At 45.7% G+C, this 15510-nt stretch carries 10 protein-coding genes and 17 tRNA genes; 19 read left to right on the plus strand and 8 right to left on the minus strand.

Translation table 11 applies throughout. The features are described from left to right. Positions 1–10: 10 nt before the first annotated feature. The 3 genes from frdC to frdA are packed head-to-tail and all read right to left on the minus strand — an operon-like array spanning position 11 to position 2983. Positions 11–394 carry a fumarate reductase subunit FrdC gene (frdC, locus tag AC3CH4_RS01115; RefSeq protein ID WP_017076351.1) on the minus strand — a complete coding sequence of 128 codons (384 nt, stop codon included), beginning with the start codon at positions 392–394 and terminating at the stop codon, positions 11–13. A gap of 1 nt (position 395) precedes the next feature. Beyond that, positions 396–1160 carry a succinate dehydrogenase/fumarate reductase iron-sulfur subunit gene (locus AC3CH4_RS01120; RefSeq protein ID WP_004733343.1) on the minus strand — a complete coding sequence of 255 codons (765 nt, stop codon included), beginning with the start codon at positions 1158–1160 and terminating at the stop codon, positions 396–398. Further along, positions 1160–2983 (minus strand): fumarate reductase (quinol) flavoprotein subunit, encoded by a 1824-nt coding sequence (gene frdA / locus AC3CH4_RS01125; RefSeq protein WP_488543191.1) that lies wholly within the window; start codon positions 2981–2983, stop codon positions 1160–1162. Before frdA ends, AC3CH4_RS01120 begins: the two co-directional genes overlap by 1 nt. Positions 2984–3434: 451 nt before the next feature. Between frdA and epmA the strand changes: the two genes are divergently transcribed. After that, entirely contained in the window at positions 3435–4406 is a 972-nt protein-coding gene (gene epmA / locus AC3CH4_RS01130) for an elongation factor P--(R)-beta-lysine ligase (protein WP_102448512.1), read from the plus strand. Between the two features lie 71 nt (positions 4407–4477). Here epmA and AC3CH4_RS01135 read toward each other — a convergent pair whose 3' ends face one another. The 5 genes from AC3CH4_RS01135 to rsgA form a co-directional block, all read right to left on the minus strand. Next, positions 4478–5365 (minus strand): DMT family transporter, encoded by an 888-nt coding sequence (locus AC3CH4_RS01135; RefSeq protein ID WP_114634281.1) that lies wholly within the window; start codon positions 5363–5365, stop codon positions 4478–4480. Positions 5366–5556: 191 nt separating this feature from the next. Further along, positions 5557–7437 (minus strand): methyl-accepting chemotaxis protein, encoded by a 1881-nt coding sequence (locus AC3CH4_RS01140; protein ID WP_488543192.1) that lies wholly within the window; start codon positions 7435–7437, stop codon positions 5557–5559. Positions 7438–7732: 295 nt separating this feature from the next. Further along, a complete protein-coding gene (locus AC3CH4_RS01145; RefSeq protein WP_065207275.1) occupies positions 7733–9148 on the minus strand; it encodes an SLC13 family permease in 1416 nt (471 codons plus the stop codon). Positions 9149–9444: 296 nt separating this feature from the next. Then, on the minus strand, positions 9445–10356 hold the full coding sequence (gene asd / locus AC3CH4_RS01150) for an archaetidylserine decarboxylase (RefSeq protein WP_065207274.1): 912 nt from the start codon (positions 10354–10356) through the stop codon (positions 9445–9447). Between the two features lie 125 nt (positions 10357–10481). Then, complete coding sequence (gene rsgA / locus AC3CH4_RS01155) at positions 10482–11537, minus strand: small ribosomal subunit biogenesis GTPase RsgA (RefSeq protein WP_004733350.1); 1056 nt, start codon at positions 11535–11537, stop codon at positions 10482–10484. Positions 11538–11686: 149 nt separating this feature from the next. On the opposite strand from rsgA, the gene orn reads away from it, so the two are divergent. The 18 genes from orn to AC3CH4_RS01245 all read left to right on the plus strand — a co-directional run bounded on the left by orn (position 11687) and on the right by AC3CH4_RS01245 (position 14883). Further along, positions 11687–12232 (plus strand): oligoribonuclease, encoded by a 546-nt coding sequence (gene orn, locus AC3CH4_RS01160; RefSeq protein ID WP_065682092.1) that lies wholly within the window; start codon positions 11687–11689, stop codon positions 12230–12232. 179 nt (positions 12233–12411) lie between these two features. After that, positions 12412–12487, plus strand: a tRNA-Gly gene (locus tag AC3CH4_RS01165). A 61-nt stretch (positions 12488–12548) separates the two neighbouring features. Then, positions 12549–12625, plus strand: a tRNA-Met gene (locus tag AC3CH4_RS01170). A gap of 76 nt (positions 12626–12701) precedes the next feature. Next, positions 12702–12777 (plus strand) — tRNA-Gly (locus tag AC3CH4_RS01175). 61 nt (positions 12778–12838) lie between these two features. Next, positions 12839–12915 (plus strand) — tRNA-Met (locus AC3CH4_RS01180). Positions 12916–12991: 76 nt separating this feature from the next. Further along, a tRNA-Gly gene (locus AC3CH4_RS01185) sits at positions 12992–13067 on the plus strand. A 104-nt stretch (positions 13068–13171) separates the two neighbouring features. After that, positions 13172–13248 (plus strand) — tRNA-Met (locus tag AC3CH4_RS01190). 75 nt (positions 13249–13323) lie between these two features. Beyond that, a tRNA-Gly gene (locus AC3CH4_RS01195) sits at positions 13324–13399 on the plus strand. A gap of 60 nt (positions 13400–13459) precedes the next feature. Further along, a tRNA-Met gene (locus tag AC3CH4_RS01200) sits at positions 13460–13536 on the plus strand. Between the two features lie 75 nt (positions 13537–13611). Next, positions 13612–13687 (plus strand) — tRNA-Gly (locus AC3CH4_RS01205). A 61-nt stretch (positions 13688–13748) separates the two neighbouring features. Further along, a tRNA-Met gene (locus AC3CH4_RS01210) sits at positions 13749–13825 on the plus strand. Positions 13826–13902: 77 nt separating this feature from the next. Further along, positions 13903–13978 (plus strand) — tRNA-Gly (locus AC3CH4_RS01215). A 51-nt stretch (positions 13979–14029) separates the two neighbouring features. After that, positions 14030–14106 (plus strand) — tRNA-Met (locus tag AC3CH4_RS01220). A 77-nt stretch (positions 14107–14183) separates the two neighbouring features. Continuing rightward, a tRNA-Gly gene (locus tag AC3CH4_RS01225) sits at positions 14184–14259 on the plus strand. Between the two features lie 103 nt (positions 14260–14362). Further along, positions 14363–14439 (plus strand) — tRNA-Met (locus AC3CH4_RS01230). Between the two features lie 77 nt (positions 14440–14516). Beyond that, positions 14517–14592, plus strand: a tRNA-Gly gene (locus AC3CH4_RS01235). 61 nt (positions 14593–14653) lie between these two features. Continuing rightward, positions 14654–14730: transfer RNA gene (locus tag AC3CH4_RS01240), tRNA-Met, on the plus strand. A 77-nt stretch (positions 14731–14807) separates the two neighbouring features. Then, positions 14808–14883 (plus strand) — tRNA-Gly (locus AC3CH4_RS01245). Positions 14884–15510: the final 627 nt, after the last annotated feature.

A 15510-nucleotide genomic window follows, 5' to 3' on the forward strand; every position in this document is an offset into this window, starting at 1 on the left:
ACGAAGCTCCTTACACCACCATAAGAACGATTAAAGAAATAAATGCCACCGCTGCCCACTGGGTCAGTACGATGATTCTTTTATCTACCAATTTGCCTTTAAGACGGATTGGCATTACTTGAGGCATCATGCTGAAGAAGGTCTGAGCGTGCAGTAAGCTGCCTAGCAGTGCCACGATATTAATACCGATAACGATAGGGTTAGCCATAAAGCTTAACCAACCTTCCCACGCTTCAGGACCTTTCACTAGCGAACCCAAACCGAAGGTTAGGAACAGAGTGAATAGAATCAAAGGCAGTACAGTCGCTTCACGTAGCATGTAGAAACGGTAGAACGGATGGTTGCTCCACCACGTTCTCTTCATTTCACGAACATAAGGTTTACGATTGCTCATATTACGCTTCCTCCGTCGCTTTAACCGGTTCGCCATCAGGTTTGAACATCGAAATAACGAAGTCCATTGAAGACTCAACTTTACCTTGGTTTACTGCAGCCGCTGGGTCTACTTTCTTCGGACACACATCAGAACAGTAACCTACAAACGTACAGCCCCAAGCGCCATTGTCGCCATTGATAAGCTTCATACGTTCAGCTTTACCATTGTCACGGCTATCTAGGTTGTAGCGGTGAGCAAGAGCAAGTGCCGCAGGGCCGATGAACTCAGGGTTTAGACCAAACTGAGGACACGCTGCGTAACACAAACCACAGTTGATGCAGCCAGCGAACTGTTTGTACTTCGCCATTTGCTCTGGAGTTTGGATGTTAGTGCCGTCTTCTGGCTTACGGTCGTTACCAATGATGTATGGTTTGATGGCTTCAAGGCGCTCGATGAACGGCGTCATGTCGACAATCAAATCTTTCTCGATTGGGAAGTTAGCCAATGGTTCAATCTTGAAGCCATTCGGGTAGTCACGTAAGAAGCTTTTACATGCCAGTTTTGGCACGCCATCAACCATGATGCCGCAAGAACCACAAATCGCCATACGACAAGACCAACGGTAAGACAGGTCTTTATCTAGGTTATCTTTGATGTAACCAATCGCATCAAGTACTGACATGGTTTCATCAAACGGAACTTCAAAGGTTTGAAAGTGAGGTTCTGCATCGTGCTCAGGGTCATAACGCAGGATTTCAATTTTTTGGATTCGATTCGCTGACATTATGCTTGCTCCTCTTCGCTCTTCTTCGCATTCTCTTCTGCCGCTTTTTCAGCAGCAGCGGCTTTCTCGGCTGCTTCACCGTATAGACGAGCTTTAGGTTGAGATTTAGTAATCTTAACGCCGCTGTAGTCGATAGTTGGTGCTGCATCTTCGTTGTAGAAAGATAGAGAGTGTTTCAGGAAGTTCACATCATCACGTTCTGTGCAGTTGTCGTCTAGACGTTGGTGTGCACCGCGAGATTCTTTACGAAGAATCGCTGAGTGAACCATTGCTTCAGCAACTTCAAGACCGTAGCCCACTTCGATAGCGTAAAGTAGGTCAGTGTTGAACACTTTGCCTTTGTCTTTAATGCTGATCTTCTTGTAGCGTGCTTTCAGTTCAGTGATTTTGTCGATGGTTTCTTGCATCAAGTCTTCTTGACGGTAGATACCACAACCCGCTTCCATGGTGTGACCCATTTCAGTACGGATATCAGCCCAGTTCTCATCGCCTTCTTGAGCCAAGATGCCTGTGATGCGATCTTCAACCGCTTTAATTTGCTTAGTGATGGCTTCTTCATTCCAGCCTTTGAATTCAGCTGCACGTTTCACGGCTTGTTCACCGGCTACGCGGCCAAATACGACGAACTCAGCCAGAGAGTTAGAACCTAGGCGGTTTGCACCGTGCAGGCCAACTGAAGCACATTCACCAACGGCGAATAGGCCTTTAATGCGAGTCTCACACGTACCGTTAGTTTCAATACCACCCATGGTGTAGTGAACGGTCGGGCGAATTGGGATTGGCTCTTTTGCTGGGTCAACGTTTACGTACGCTTTTGCAAGCTCACAGATGAACGGAAGACGTTCTTGCAGGTACTCTTCACCAAGGTGACGTAGGTCAAGGTGTACGACATCACCAAGCGGGTGCTTGATGGTGTTGCCTTTCTGCTGCTCGTGCCAGAATGCTTGAGAAACTTTGTCACGAGGACCCAGTTCCATGTATTTGTTCTTCGGCTCGCCCACTGGAGTTTCAGGGCCCATGCCGTAATCTTGTAGGTAACGGTAGCCGTTCTTGTTGACGATGATACCGCCTTCACCACGACAACCTTCAGTCATCAAGATGCCAGTGCCCGGTAGGCCTGTTGGGTGGTATTGAACAAACTCCATATCACGCAGTGGTACACCGTGGCGATAAGCCATTGCCATACCGTCGCCAGTTACGATGCCGCCGTTGGTATTACAGTGGTAAACACGACCTGCGCCACCCGTTGCTAATACAACAGATTTCGCTTTGATCGTAACAAGCTCACCTTCAGACATATGAATCGCGATTAGGCCTTGTACTTCGCCATCTTCAACGATCAAATCCACCACAAAGTACTCATCAAATCGTTTGATTGTGTCGTACTTCATCGAAGTCTGGAACAGAGTATGAAGCATGTGGAAGCCGGTTTTATCCGCTGCGAACCACGTTCTCTCTACCTTCATACCGCCGAATCGGCGTACGTTTACTTCACCGTTTTCTTTACGACTCCATGGGCAGCCCCATTGTTCCATTTGGATCATTTCGCGAGTCGAGTTTTCAACAAAGTATTCAACAACATCCTGTTCACATAGCCAGTCGCCACCGCCAACAGTATCGTTGAAGTGGTTATCTAGGCTATCTTCGTCTTTAATTACTGCTGCTGAACCGCCTTCTGCTGCTACCGTGTGCGAACGCATTGGGTAAACTTTAGAAATCAGTGCTACTTCCAATTCAGGATTAGCTTCAGCCGCAGCGATAGCTGTACGAAGACCAGCGCCGCCTGCGCCGATGACTGCGATATCTGTGGTAATTGTCTTCACAGTTATTCTCCAGTGTGATGCGGAGTATTCCGCTTGTTATTATAAAAAGCTTATTTAGGAGGTTCTAAATCGTAGGAACCATTTAGCACCCCTAAGCCTTAAGTGGTAGGTTCAGTGTAAGAGAGGAAGGCATTTCAAAAATTGATGCATTTGGGTTTTTAGGTCGGTAATGCATATGGAGGCATAGAAATTATAGGTTATGTGACTGCAATCACGGCAATGAATTGTTGATAACGATTAACCCACAGGACGGGTGTTAACGGCTTGTTGAGTATGATTTTCGTTATCAATGTTGATGTGAAAGCTGTATTGATAATTGTATTGTAGAACGTAATTTTCTGGCTTCATTAAAACAACATTTTGCTTTCATCAATAGACAGATAGAAGCTTACAAAAGAGACGAAAGGTGGTAATTTTCGTCGCCTAGAATTCAGTGATATGGAACTTAATAATGCACTCTACATGGCAACCGGCCGCAACCATTAAGCAGTTAAAGCAACGTGCTGATATCCTTAATCAAATTCGTCAGTTCTTCATAGAACGAAACGTGATGGAAGTGGATACGCCTGCGATGAGTCACGCCACGGTGACGGACGTGCATTTACATACCTTCAAAACTGAATTCGTAGGGCCGGGTTATGCGCACGGCCAGCCACTGTTCTTTATGACGAGCCCAGAGTTTCATATGAAACGACTGTTAGCGGCGGGCAGTGGCTGTATCTACCAAATTTGTAAGTCTTTTCGTAACGAAGAAAATGGCCGTTATCACAACCCTGAGTTCACTATGTTGGAGTGGTATCGCGTTGGTTTTGATCATCATGACCTGATGGATGAAATGGATTTGCTGTTACAGCAGGTGCTTAAATCAGGCTCAGCACAGCGAATGACTTACCAACAAGCCTTTATTGATGTGTTAGGTGTGTGTCCACTGGAAGATTCGATGGATACGCTAAAGCAAGCTGCGGCGAAACTTGGGCTCAGCGACATTGCAGAACCAGAAGAAGACCGCGACACCTTGCTGCAGCTGCTGTTTAGTATTGGGGTTGAAGCTAAGATAGGGCAACAAGTGCCTGCGTTTGTTTATGACTTCCCAGCATCACAAGCGGCGTTAGCCAAGATTAACCCGAATGATCCACGAGTGGCGGATCGCTTTGAGGTGTACTTCAAAGGGATTGAATTGGCAAACGGCTTCCATGAACTCGATAAACCACAAGAACAACTTCAGCGCTTTGAAGGTGATAATGCCAAACGTATTGAGATGGGCTTATCGCCTCAACCGATTGACCATCACTTGATTGAGGCATTAAAAGCGGGCTTACCAGACTGTGCGGGTGTTGCTTTAGGTATCGACAGGCTAATCATGCTGGCTTTGGGCTACGACCATATCGATGACGTGACGGCTTTTCCGTTCCCGCGTTCTTAGCTTTTTGCTTTTGTTTTTACTGAGAATCCGCTTCTAATCAGCTTCACTCGCTAACCAGAATACCGGTGCCACTAGCTGACCAGAATTCCAGTGCCAACTACGGCAACAATGGCACCTATCCAAGCGTAGGCATTTGGCCTCTGTTTGGTGTACAACCAGAGTATTGGTAACAACATGATGGGTGTGGTCGAAGATAACAGTGCGACCATACCGACATTGCCTTCCTGCAACGCATACAAAATCAGTGTCATTCCCACCGCCATCGCTAAAAAGCCATTAACCGCAGTAATTGCGAATATTTGTTTATTCATTGGATTGATCGCGCGCGAAAGCTTGGCGCCTGTTAAGCGAAACAGTGAGTGAGCAACAAAGGCGGTGATCATTCGAATGGCAGAGGCTGCAATTGGGTCGATACTGGTTTGCATCACGGGTTTGGCAATAATGCCGCCCAATGCTTGGCAGATCGCGGCGGTGATTCCCAGCGCCACACCAATCCACACCGTACCCTTAATGGTTTCGAGTTGGTTATTCGATTGCCCTCGACGACCAAAGAAGATTGCGGTTAATACACCACTAAACACCAACGCCGAGCCAATAAGCTCCACCGAAGTCATGCTTTCGCTAAACAGGAAGTAACCAAGAATCGCCGAGAACACGGCGTGACAAGAGAACAGCAAACCCGCTTGGCGCGGACCCATGCGGTTCAAACAGGCAAATAGGGCGGTATCACCAATGAAGATGCCAATTAGGCCAGATAGCATCATCGGCGTGACTAGGTCGGCTTCGACACTTGACCACCCACCCGTAAACCAAGCCATGCTCGATAAGATGATCGCGGTACAACCCATCCGCCAACGACTATAGGCGAAAGAACCTAAGTGTTGAGCAGGCTTTACTGACATTAGGCTTGCAATCGCCCATAGAAAAGCGGCAGCTAGAGCTAACCATTCAAATCCCATCTGAATAACATCCTTGTGTCTGGGATAAATTAGCTCATCAATATGCATCAAACCGAACTGAGAACAAAGTGATTCTTATGAAAGAACGACTTTGTTTCAGTTATTAGTTTATGTCAGCTGTCGCTTGCTGGTGTGGTTCAACTTACTTTGCTTGAGGCGCGCTATACCTCAAAGCGCTATACCTCAAAGCGCTATACCTTAAAGCGCTCTACGTCTTGGCGCATTGACTCTGCAGCGCTGCTCATTTCATTTGAGCTATTGCGGCTGCTTTCCGCTTGTTGTGCTAGATCGTCAGAGGCATCTTTGATTCCTTGTGTATTACGGCTGATGTCCTCGCTGACCGCGCGTTGCTCTTCTGCAGCACTGGCGATTTGCAGCGCCATGTCGTTGATTTCCGTGATCGCTTGCGTGATTTTAGTCAGGCTGCCATGGGCTTGTTCTGCGAAGCCAACACTGTTCTCTGCCAGTTGAGTGCTGGTGGTCATGCTTTCAACGGCATGTTCAGTATTCTTTTGCAGCGTATCAATCATCACGCGGATTTCTTCGGTCGATCCATGCGTTCTCTGACTTAACACGCGCACTTCATCGGCCACAACCGCAAACCCACGACCTTGTTCACCCGCACGAGCGGCTTCAATCGCTGCATTCAATGCCAACAGATTGGTTTGCTCGGCAATGCCTTGAATGGTGGATAGGATCTGATTGATGCTTTGCGCATTGCTCTCTAATTCACGAATAACATTGGCGGCGTCTTCAACTTGAGTCGCAAGGCCAGTAATCGCATCGCGGTTTTGTTGGATTACCTCTTGGCCTTCATTACAAGCGGTAGCGGATGCCTGAGAAGCGGATGCAGTTAATTCGGCATGGCTAGCCACTTCGGCTGCGGTAGCCGACATTTCATGAATCGCGGTCGCAATTTGGTTGATATCGTTTTGTTGATTCTCAACGCTAATCGAAGATTGGGTCGCCAGTTGATTGGCTTTCTCTGCATGGTTGTTGAGATCGTGGCTGTGCTCTATCACGCCCTTCAACATGCTTTGCATTTGGCTTAAGAACTGGTTCACAAGCTCGGCAAGTTTACCAATCTCATCCATACGTGTGATATCAATGCGTTGGGTGAGGTCGCCTCTGCCTTGAGCGAGCTGAGTCAGCGCTGTAGACAGTGTTTGTAATGGAGAAAGTAGGCGGTTGATAACCACGGTACTCGCTATTGAAATGATGATGTACAAAATCAAAGAGGTCAGAGTGATGAATTGAATGGCATCGGATACTGCAGAAAACGCCATGTCTTTATCGATAACGATACCTAACGACCAATCGGTGTTCGGGACATTGGCAATATAGACTAGCTTATCGCCTTGACCAGGCCAAGTGAGAGTGGTGATCATTTGGTCTTGGAGCAGTTGTGACACCTTGCTGGTTGTTAGTTCTGGATTCAAACTGGTCAGTGGTTTCTGACTCAGTTCTTCATCACTGTAGGCCACAATGTTGTTATTGCCGTCGACTAAAAACGCAAAACCATCGTTCTCCAGTTTTACATTGAGCACGGTATCAATAATGCTGGTTACGGTTAGATCGGCCGCGAGAACACCTTGTCTATCACCACTGAATGCTTTCGCAAAGCTGATGACAATGCTGCCGTCAAAGTCCTGATAAGGTTCGGTAATGATGAGGTCTGATGTTGCGTTTGCATCTTTATACCAAGGGCGAGTGCGCGGGTCGTAGCCTGTTGGCCAATCTTCACCTTTGTCGCCATAGGCGATAGTGCCATCGCTGAACCCAGCATAAACAGACAAGAATTGTGCGGCTTGCTTGGTGATCAATAACTCGCGATCAGAGTTGCTATTGCTTGAAATGGTCGATTCATTGGCAAGCATCATATCACTGCGGATTGAGAGCCAATCGGCAATGTAATTGGTGGTGCCAACACTGACATTTTTCATTTCTTGGTTGATCGCGACTTCAGTCTCTTGAGTCAGCTGATTAACTGATATCCAAGCTTGAGCGCCACTCACGACGGCGATAATGACCGCAATCGCGATCTGAATTTTAAACTTAATAGTATGTCTCAAGGTCCATTCCTCTTTATTAGACAAAAACCTAACTACGGTGACGTACTTGATATTGAAGTGATGTGTTTCTTATAGGGGTATATTGTCGTTGTCTTAGGCAGAATGAATGTGTTTAAAATCATAAATTCTAAATATATTTACTCTGATTTTTGTAAAACAGTGAAGTAAAGTGACAGTTGTTTATTAATTTAAAAATCAATCACTTGTTGTGGTCATTGTGCGTGAGATAGCGCTAATAGGCGCTAAATTTACATTTAGCACCTTAGTCGGAATAAAAGTGATCGTTGAACGTCTATTAGGTGATGATGAACAACGCGAGGTAGACCATCAGCAAGCCGACGATCCCTAAGATGATACCCATCTTCGCCATGTCTTTACTTTCGATAAGCCCGGTCGAGTAGGCCAACGAGTTTGGTGGTGTCGATACGGGTAAAATCATACCTAGCGATGCAGAGAAGGCGACGACAACTAACAAGCCTTGCAGGCCTCCTATCGCAACCAAGCTTTCCATGGATGCGCCAATCGCAGCGGCGATCGGCATCAACAAGTTGGCAGTCGCGGTGTTCGACATGAAGTTCGCCATTAACCAACATACGATTGATAACGTTAGCACTACCGCCGTTGGTGAGAGCGACTCATAATCAATCGCGTGTGCGAGTGCCACGGCTAAGCCTGTTTTATCTAGTCCTATACCAATCGCAATACCACCTGCTACTAGCCACAATACATCCCAGTTAATCAGCTTAAGTTCTTCTTTGCCCATGATGCCCGTTAGGGTAAAGACAGCCAGTGGAATGATAGACACCACATAGGTGTTCATACCATGCAGTTTGGTGGTCATCCACAATAGGATGGTGGCGGCGAAGGTGACGTAAACCACAATCGCACGCCAGCTTTTTCTAAATTGGCCATCAAGCTTGAGCACCATGTTTCTTTCCTTGGACGGGAAAAATTTCTGTAGAAGGAACCAAGCGATGGTCAGTTGAATGATTACGAAGGGCAAGCCCATCATCATCCAGCTAAGGAAGTCGATACTGTTCTCACCCGTCAGGTATTGAAGTGCGATGGCGTTGGGTGGTGTACCTATGGGTGTCGCGATACCACCAGTGTTAGCAGCAATTGGAATACACAACACCAACGCCTTGATCCCCATGTCGCCTTTTGGTGCTGACGCCACGATTGGACCTAGCAGTGCGAGCATCATTACCGTTGTTGCGGTATTTGACATGAACATTGAGAACACGGCGGTGATCAGCATTAAGCCGAGCATAATGAAGCGCGGTTCTGTACCAAATGGTTTGAGCAATACTCGGGCTAAGTTGTTGTCGAGTTCGTACTTAGATGCCGATATCGCGAGCGCAAAACCACCCATGAAGAGGATGATGATTGGTGACGAAAATGCACCGAATATGTCGGTATATTTGATTAAATCACCGAGATCGTGTCCCGCTGGTGGATTTCTAAATAGGTGTAAGCCTTTGTCGGAAATCATCACCAGTTCAAGCGCAATGATCAAAATGGAAGTGGCGAATACCGGAACGGGTTCAAGCACCCACAGTAGAGCGGCCAACAAGAATATTGCCAACAAGCGGTGTTGAATCAGCGTGAGATCATCGATTGGTATTGAATCTATCGGCATGAATAACACGCCCAAGGGAATCGCAAAACAAATCAACAGCTTGGCCAGAACGCCAACATTGAGTTTAGGCATGTACAAAGACCCTATGAATAAAATATCTTCAAATAGAGTAAGTTATCTGGATTTTTGGTACTTGGAGACGGGTTGTAAAATCGGAAAGTTGTTTAAGGTTTCGACAGTTGTTTTGTTTTTGGTCAATCTTTTTATGAGCAATTCGACGTACTGCTCGTTGAGAATAAGGTTATCGGTAGTTAGATTGGTTGAAACCTTGAAGGGAAATGTCTCGAACTAGATAAGAAAAAGGCGCGTTATTCTCTAAAAATAGAAAACTAACGCGCCCTTAAAGCTTACTAAGTTAACTCAGAGAGTTAGACTTGGTCTGTGTTCTCTGTTGAATCAACAGCTTCAGTCTCAGCGTCTTTGCCCGCGATATGCGCGAAAGGGGTGCCTAGAACGGTTTTCTCGCCATTTTGCATCGTTTCGTCAAACTTGATTGCGTCTTTAGCGAACAGGTTGATAACCGTTGAACCAAGCTTAAAGCGGCCCATCTCTTCGCCTTTCTTCAAGACGACGGCTGTATCACCTTGTGCAGGGTAATCCCATTTGTAAACTGAGTTACCGCGAGGTGGAGTAATGGTACCAGCCCATACTTGCTCGATGCTGCCAACGATAGTTGCGCCAACCAGCACTTGTGCCATTGGGCCAAACTCAGTATCAAAGATACAAACCACACGCTCGTTACGTGCGAATAGGTTTGGAACGTTCTCTGCCGTTAACGGGTTAACTGAGAAAAGGTCACCCGGAACGTAGATCATCTGACGCAGTGTGCCGTCACATGGCATGTGCACGCGATGGTAATCACTTGGCGACAAGTAAAGCGTTGCGAATTCGCCGTCTTTAAATTCATCCGCTAGAGCAGCATCACCACCCAATAGCTCACGAGCTGAGTAGTTATGGTTTTTAGCTTGAATCAGTTGACCGTCAGTAATTGGGCCAAACTGACTTACGCGAGCATCAGCGGGGTGAACAATCACGGATTCGCCTTCAGCGACAGGGCGCATGCCTTCTTTCAATTCACGTACGAAGAATTCATTGAATGTTTTAAAGTGTTTTGGATCGCTATGCAGAGCTTCATCCATGTTTACTTTGTATTGCTTGATGAACCAGTTGATGATCGCTGTCGTTAAGCCACCCGCTTTAGCAGATGCCAGTTTACCGACTAGGCGAGTTAGCCCATGCTGTGGGATCCAGTACTGCAATCCAACTTTAATCTTATCCATTGTATTAATTTTCCAATGCTAATTGTTTTTCAATTAAATCTGTCGATGACGGTTTAGGGCGCGAGATGTTACTTAAATTCGCGCCAATTGTCAGTAAATGCACACATTTGTTCACAAAAACGCGATTAGAGGTCGGCTTTCTTGCTTCGTGAGTACTGACGGTTATCTTTGTTGTCAGCCATTGTTTCAATAATGCGATGGTAGCTAGCAAAACGTAAGCGGCTAATTTTACCGTCTTCAACGGCTTCACGTAGCAGGCATCCAGGATCGTCATTGTGTTTACAGTCACGGAATTTACAACCACCTAGGTATGGTTTGAATTCAATGAAAGCATCAGTGACTTCATCGGGTTCTAAATGCCATAGGCCGAATTCACGTACCCCTGGGGAATCGATAAGATCACCACCAGAAGGGAAGTGATACAAACGCGCTGCAGTCGTAGTGTGTTGACCCAGTCCTGAGTTTTCAGAAACCGCGCCTTCTTCAATGTCTAATGTTGGCATGAGTGCATTCACTACGCTGGATTTACCTACGCCAGATTGACCAACGAAAATGTTGATACGATCTTTCAGTTCGGCTTCCAACTCTTTGATGCCGTAACCCGACTCTTTACTGACGAACATGACTTTATAGCCGATTTTCTCGTATATTTTCAGCGTTTCGCGGTATTCGCTAATTTGTTGTTCTGTCAGCAAGTCGACTTTATTGAGCACAACTAACGGGGCAATATTCACCGTTTCAGAGGCGATCAAGTAACGGTCGATGATATTAAGTGATAGCTCTGGCAGTACAGCTGAAACGATAACCATTTGGTCAACGTTAGCAGCAACCGGTTTTAGGCCGTCGTAGTAATCAGGGCGAGTTAGCATTGACGTTCTTGGCTCAACGGCTTCTACAACACCAGAGATGCCGGCCATTGATTCAAGTCCTGCGCGCCAAATGACTTTGTCTCCAGAAACTAACGTTTCAATACTGCGGCGTAAGTTACAACGGTGAACTTCGTTGGTTTCAAGATCTTCGATATCGGCATGTTGGCCAAAGCGCGTAATTACGAGTCCGCTTTTTGTTCCGCCAAGCATGTTCTCATCCCACTGGATAGAATCTTCTTTCTTGAGTCGCTTGTTCTGGTTGCTACGTACACGACGCACTTGACCTTTGGTTAACTTCTTTTTTTTAGCCACAATTTTTCACTTAACACATCTAACTTGATGATTGAGGACTCAAACGGAATGTTGTTGGTACCATTGATTTCGATGGCCCTAAAGCTAGTTTGAGTATAGTTATTTGGGTATAGTACCTCTTTTATACATAAACAAATAGGCGACGCCTTATGTCCTTTAGCGATCAGAACCTTATTTGGGTTGATCTAGAGATGACAGGACTTGATCCTGAAACTCATAAAATCATTGAAATTGCTACTATCGTTACTGATAGTGAGCTTAACATCCTGGCTGAAGGACCTGTTTTGGCTATTCACCAACCTCAGAGTGAATTGGACAAGATGGACGAGTGGTGTACAACCACCCACACCGGTAGCGGCCTAGTGAAACGAATTCAAGAAAGCACGGTTTCAGAGCAAGAGGCTATTCAACAAACGATTCAGTTTCTTGAGAAGTGGGTACCAAAAGGTAAATCACCGATTTGTGGTAACAGCATTGGCCAAGATCGCCGTTTCTTATACAAACACATGCCAGAGCTGGAAGAGTACTTCCATTACCGTTATGTCGATGTAAGTACCCTGAAAGAGCTGACTCGTCGTTGGAAACCCGAAGTTCTCGATGGTTTTTCAAAGTCGGGAAGTCACCTTGCATTGGATGATATTCGTGAGTCGATCGCTGAACTGCAGTACTACCGAAAAACGATTATTAACATCTAATCAGATCAAATGATCACGTTTATCTAACTTTTCAGGGACATAAGAGCTGATTTTTTTGCAAATCTGCGTGCTTTTACAGCAGTTGAGTAAAAACTTTCGTAATTTTGCATTAAGGACTTGCATCACAAAAAAATGCTCTTATAATTCGCAGCCCTGAACGACGAAAGACGTTTCAGATTGCGATACTAGCTCAGTTGGTAGAGCGCAACCTTGCCAAGGTTGAGGTCATCGGTTCGAACCCGATGTATCGCTCCAAATTCTTTCTTAGGATTGATGTTGGAAATATAGAGTCATTAACTCAAATAATGCATCCGGACGCGGGATGGAGCAGTTTGGTAGCTCGTCGGGCTCATAACCCGAAGGTCGTCGGTTCAAATCCGGCTCCCGCAACCACATTACAGTTACACGTTGAACACTGCCTTGCAGTAGAACTTAGCTTCTTAGCAGGCAGGATTAACGGTTAACTAATGCGATACTAGCTCAGTTGGTAGAGCGCAACCTTGCCAAGGTTGAGGTCATCGGTTCGAACCCGATGTATCGCTCCAATTTCTTTCTTAGGATTGATGTTGGAAATATAGAGTCATTAACTCAAATAATGCATCCGGACGCGGGATGGAGCAGTTTGGTAGCTCGTCGGGCTCATAACCCGAAGGTCGTCGGTTCAAATCCGGCTCCCGCAACCACATTACAGTTACACGTTGAACACTGCCTTGCAGTAGAACTTAGCTTCTTAGCAGACAGGATTAACGGTTAGCTTATGCGATACTAGCTCAGTTGGTAGAGCGCAACCTTGCCAAGGTTGAGGTCATCGGTTCGAACCCGATGTATCGCTCCAAATTCAGTTCTTAGAAGTCATCTCCTAGAGAAAGTACTCAGAATGAAAATGGTTTAGTCTCATTGTCCTTAAACGGTAATGATGCGAAAAGAGAAACATCCGGACGCGGGATGGAGCAGTTTGGTAGCTCGTCGGGCTCATAACCCGAAGGTCGTCGGTTCAAATCCGGCTCCCGCAACCACATTATAGCTAAACGTTGATAGCTTCTTTGCAGTAAGAACTTAGTTTCTAGCAGACAAGTTTAACGGTTAACTAAGCGATACTAGCTCAGCTGGTAGAGCGCAACCTTGCCAAGGTTGAGGTCATCGGTTCGAACCCGATGTATCGCTCCAATTTCTTTCTTAGGATTGATGTTGGGAAATAGACTCATTGACTTAAACAATGCATCCGGACGCGGGATGGAGCAGTTTGGTAGCTCGTCGGGCTCATAACCCGAAGGTCGTCGGTTCAAATCCGGCTCCCGCAACCACATTACAGCTAAACGTTGATAGCTTCTTTGCAGTAAGAACTTAGTTTCTAGCAGACAAGTTTAACGGTTAACTAAGCGATACTAGCTCAGCTGGTAGAGCGCAACCTTGCCAAGGTTGAGGTCATCGGTTCGAACCCGATGTATCGCTCCAATTTCTTTCTTAGGAATGATGTTGGGAATATAGAGTCATTAACTCAAATAATGCATCCGGACGCGGGATGGAGCAGTTTGGTAGCTCGTCGGGCTCATAACCCGAAGGTCGTCGGTTCAAATCCGGCTCCCGCAACCACATTACAGTTGAACGTTGATTACTTTCTTGCAGTAAGAACTTAGCTTCTTAGCAGAGAAGATGAACGGTTAGCTTATGCGATACTAGCTCAGTTGGTAGAGCGCAACCTTGCCAAGGTTGAGGTCATCGGTTCGAACCCGATGTATCGCTCCAAATTCTCTCTTTTTAGAGAACAGAGTCATTAACTTAAATAATGCATCCGGACGCGGGATGGAGCAGTTTGGTAGCTCGTCGGGCTCATAACCCGAAGGTCGTCGGTTCAAATCCGGCTCCCGCAACCACATTACAGTTGAACGTTGATTACTTTCTTGCAGTAAGAACTTAGCTTATTAGCAGAAAAGATGAACGGTTAGCTTATGCGATACTAGCTCAGTTGGTAGAGCGCAACCTTGCCAAGGTTGAGGTCATCGGTTCGAACCCGATGTATCGCTCCAAATTCAGTTCTTAGAAGTCATCTCCTAGAGAAAGTACTCAGAATGAAAATGGTTTAGTCTCATTGTCTTAAACGGTAATGATGCGAAAAGAGAAACATCCGGACGCGGGATGGAGCAGTTTGGTAGCTCGTCGGGCTCATAACCCGAAGGTCGTCGGTTCAAATCCGGCTCCCGCAACCACATTACAGTTAAACGTTGATCACTGCCTTTCAGTAAGCGCTTAGCTTCTTAGCAGAAAAGATGAACGGTTAGCTTATGCGATACTAGCTCAGTTGGTAGAGCGCAACCTTGCCAAGGTTGAGGTCATCGGTTCGAACCCGATGTATCGCTCCAAATTCTTTCTTAGGATTGATGTTGGAAATATAGAGTCATTAACTCAAATAATGCATCCGGACGCGGGATGGAGCAGTTTGGTAGCTCGTCGGGCTCATAACCCGAAGGTCGTCGGTTCAAATCCGGCTCCCGCAACCACATTACAGTTACACGTTAGTCACTGCTTTACAGTAAGCTCTTAGCTTCTTAGCAGACAGAATTAACGGTTAACTAATGCGATACTAGCTCAGTTGGTAGAGCGCAACCTTGCCAAGGTTGAGGTCATCGGTTCGAACCCGATGTATCGCTCCAGCTTTCTTCTAAAAAGCTATTAAGACTCTTTAAGCCACCGTGTTTTTCTTTAGATCACAGAGTTTAAAGACGACCTTAAAGGTCACGCTCTTTCTTTAATGCTGCGAAGCATAATCCCCCCAAAAAGCAAATAATCCTCCATCATGGTGGATATTTTTTTGTCTTAAATTTTTCTTAGCAACTGGAATGCTAGTAAACATCAGGTCTCTGAAGCAGATACTTGAGGTTTTTCACATCTATAAACAGACTTATCCACAAAATGTTAGGTGTGGATAACTTGGTTGATAAAGTTATTTCAGACTTAATTCTTTACATATCCCCAAAAGATCTTTCTTGTTTTCAATATATTAGCTGAATTGTGGCGATCGTAACTTGTTGTTTTTTATCAGTTTGAGTGTTTATCTTGAATTTGATAAAAGATCGTTAACTTGTTGTTTTTTGATCTTAATCATTTATCGGTACTGTGTTTAACTTTGTGAGAGTGTCGGAAGTTTACGAGAGTTCTGAATTTTTTCCACATTGCTAAAATTGAGAACAAGGTCAAACATTGTTCTAAAATTATGTGCAACGGGTTGTCTTAAATATTGGACTATTTAGGTAGGTTAACGAGCTAATCGTTGCTGCTAA

The organism is Vibrio sp. QJM3NY_26 (assembly GCF_057786005.1).

Excerpts from the sequence above, each read along its gene's own strand:
- frdC (WP_017076351.1), bottom strand. The coding sequence starts at position 394 with ATGAGCAATCGTAAACCTTATGTTCGTGAAATGAAGAGAACGTGGTGG.
- AC3CH4_RS01120 (WP_004733343.1), bottom strand. The coding sequence starts at position 1,160 with ATGTCAGCGAATCGAATCCAAAAAATTGAAATCCTGCGTTATGACCCT.
- epmA (WP_102448512.1), top strand. The coding sequence starts at position 3,435 with ATGCACTCTACATGGCAACCGGCCGCAACCATTAAGCAGTTAAAGCAA.
- AC3CH4_RS01135 (WP_114634281.1), bottom strand. The coding sequence starts at position 5,365 with ATGGGATTTGAATGGTTAGCTCTAGCTGCCGCTTTTCTATGGGCGATT.
- AC3CH4_RS01145 (WP_065207275.1), bottom strand. The coding sequence starts at position 9,148 with ATGCCTAAACTCAATGTTGGCGTTCTGGCCAAGCTGTTGATTTGTTTT.
- asd (WP_065207274.1), bottom strand. The coding sequence starts at position 10,356 with ATGGATAAGATTAAAGTTGGATTGCAGTACTGGATCCCACAGCATGGG.
- orn (WP_065682092.1), top strand. The coding sequence starts at position 11,687 with ATGTCCTTTAGCGATCAGAACCTTATTTGGGTTGATCTAGAGATGACA.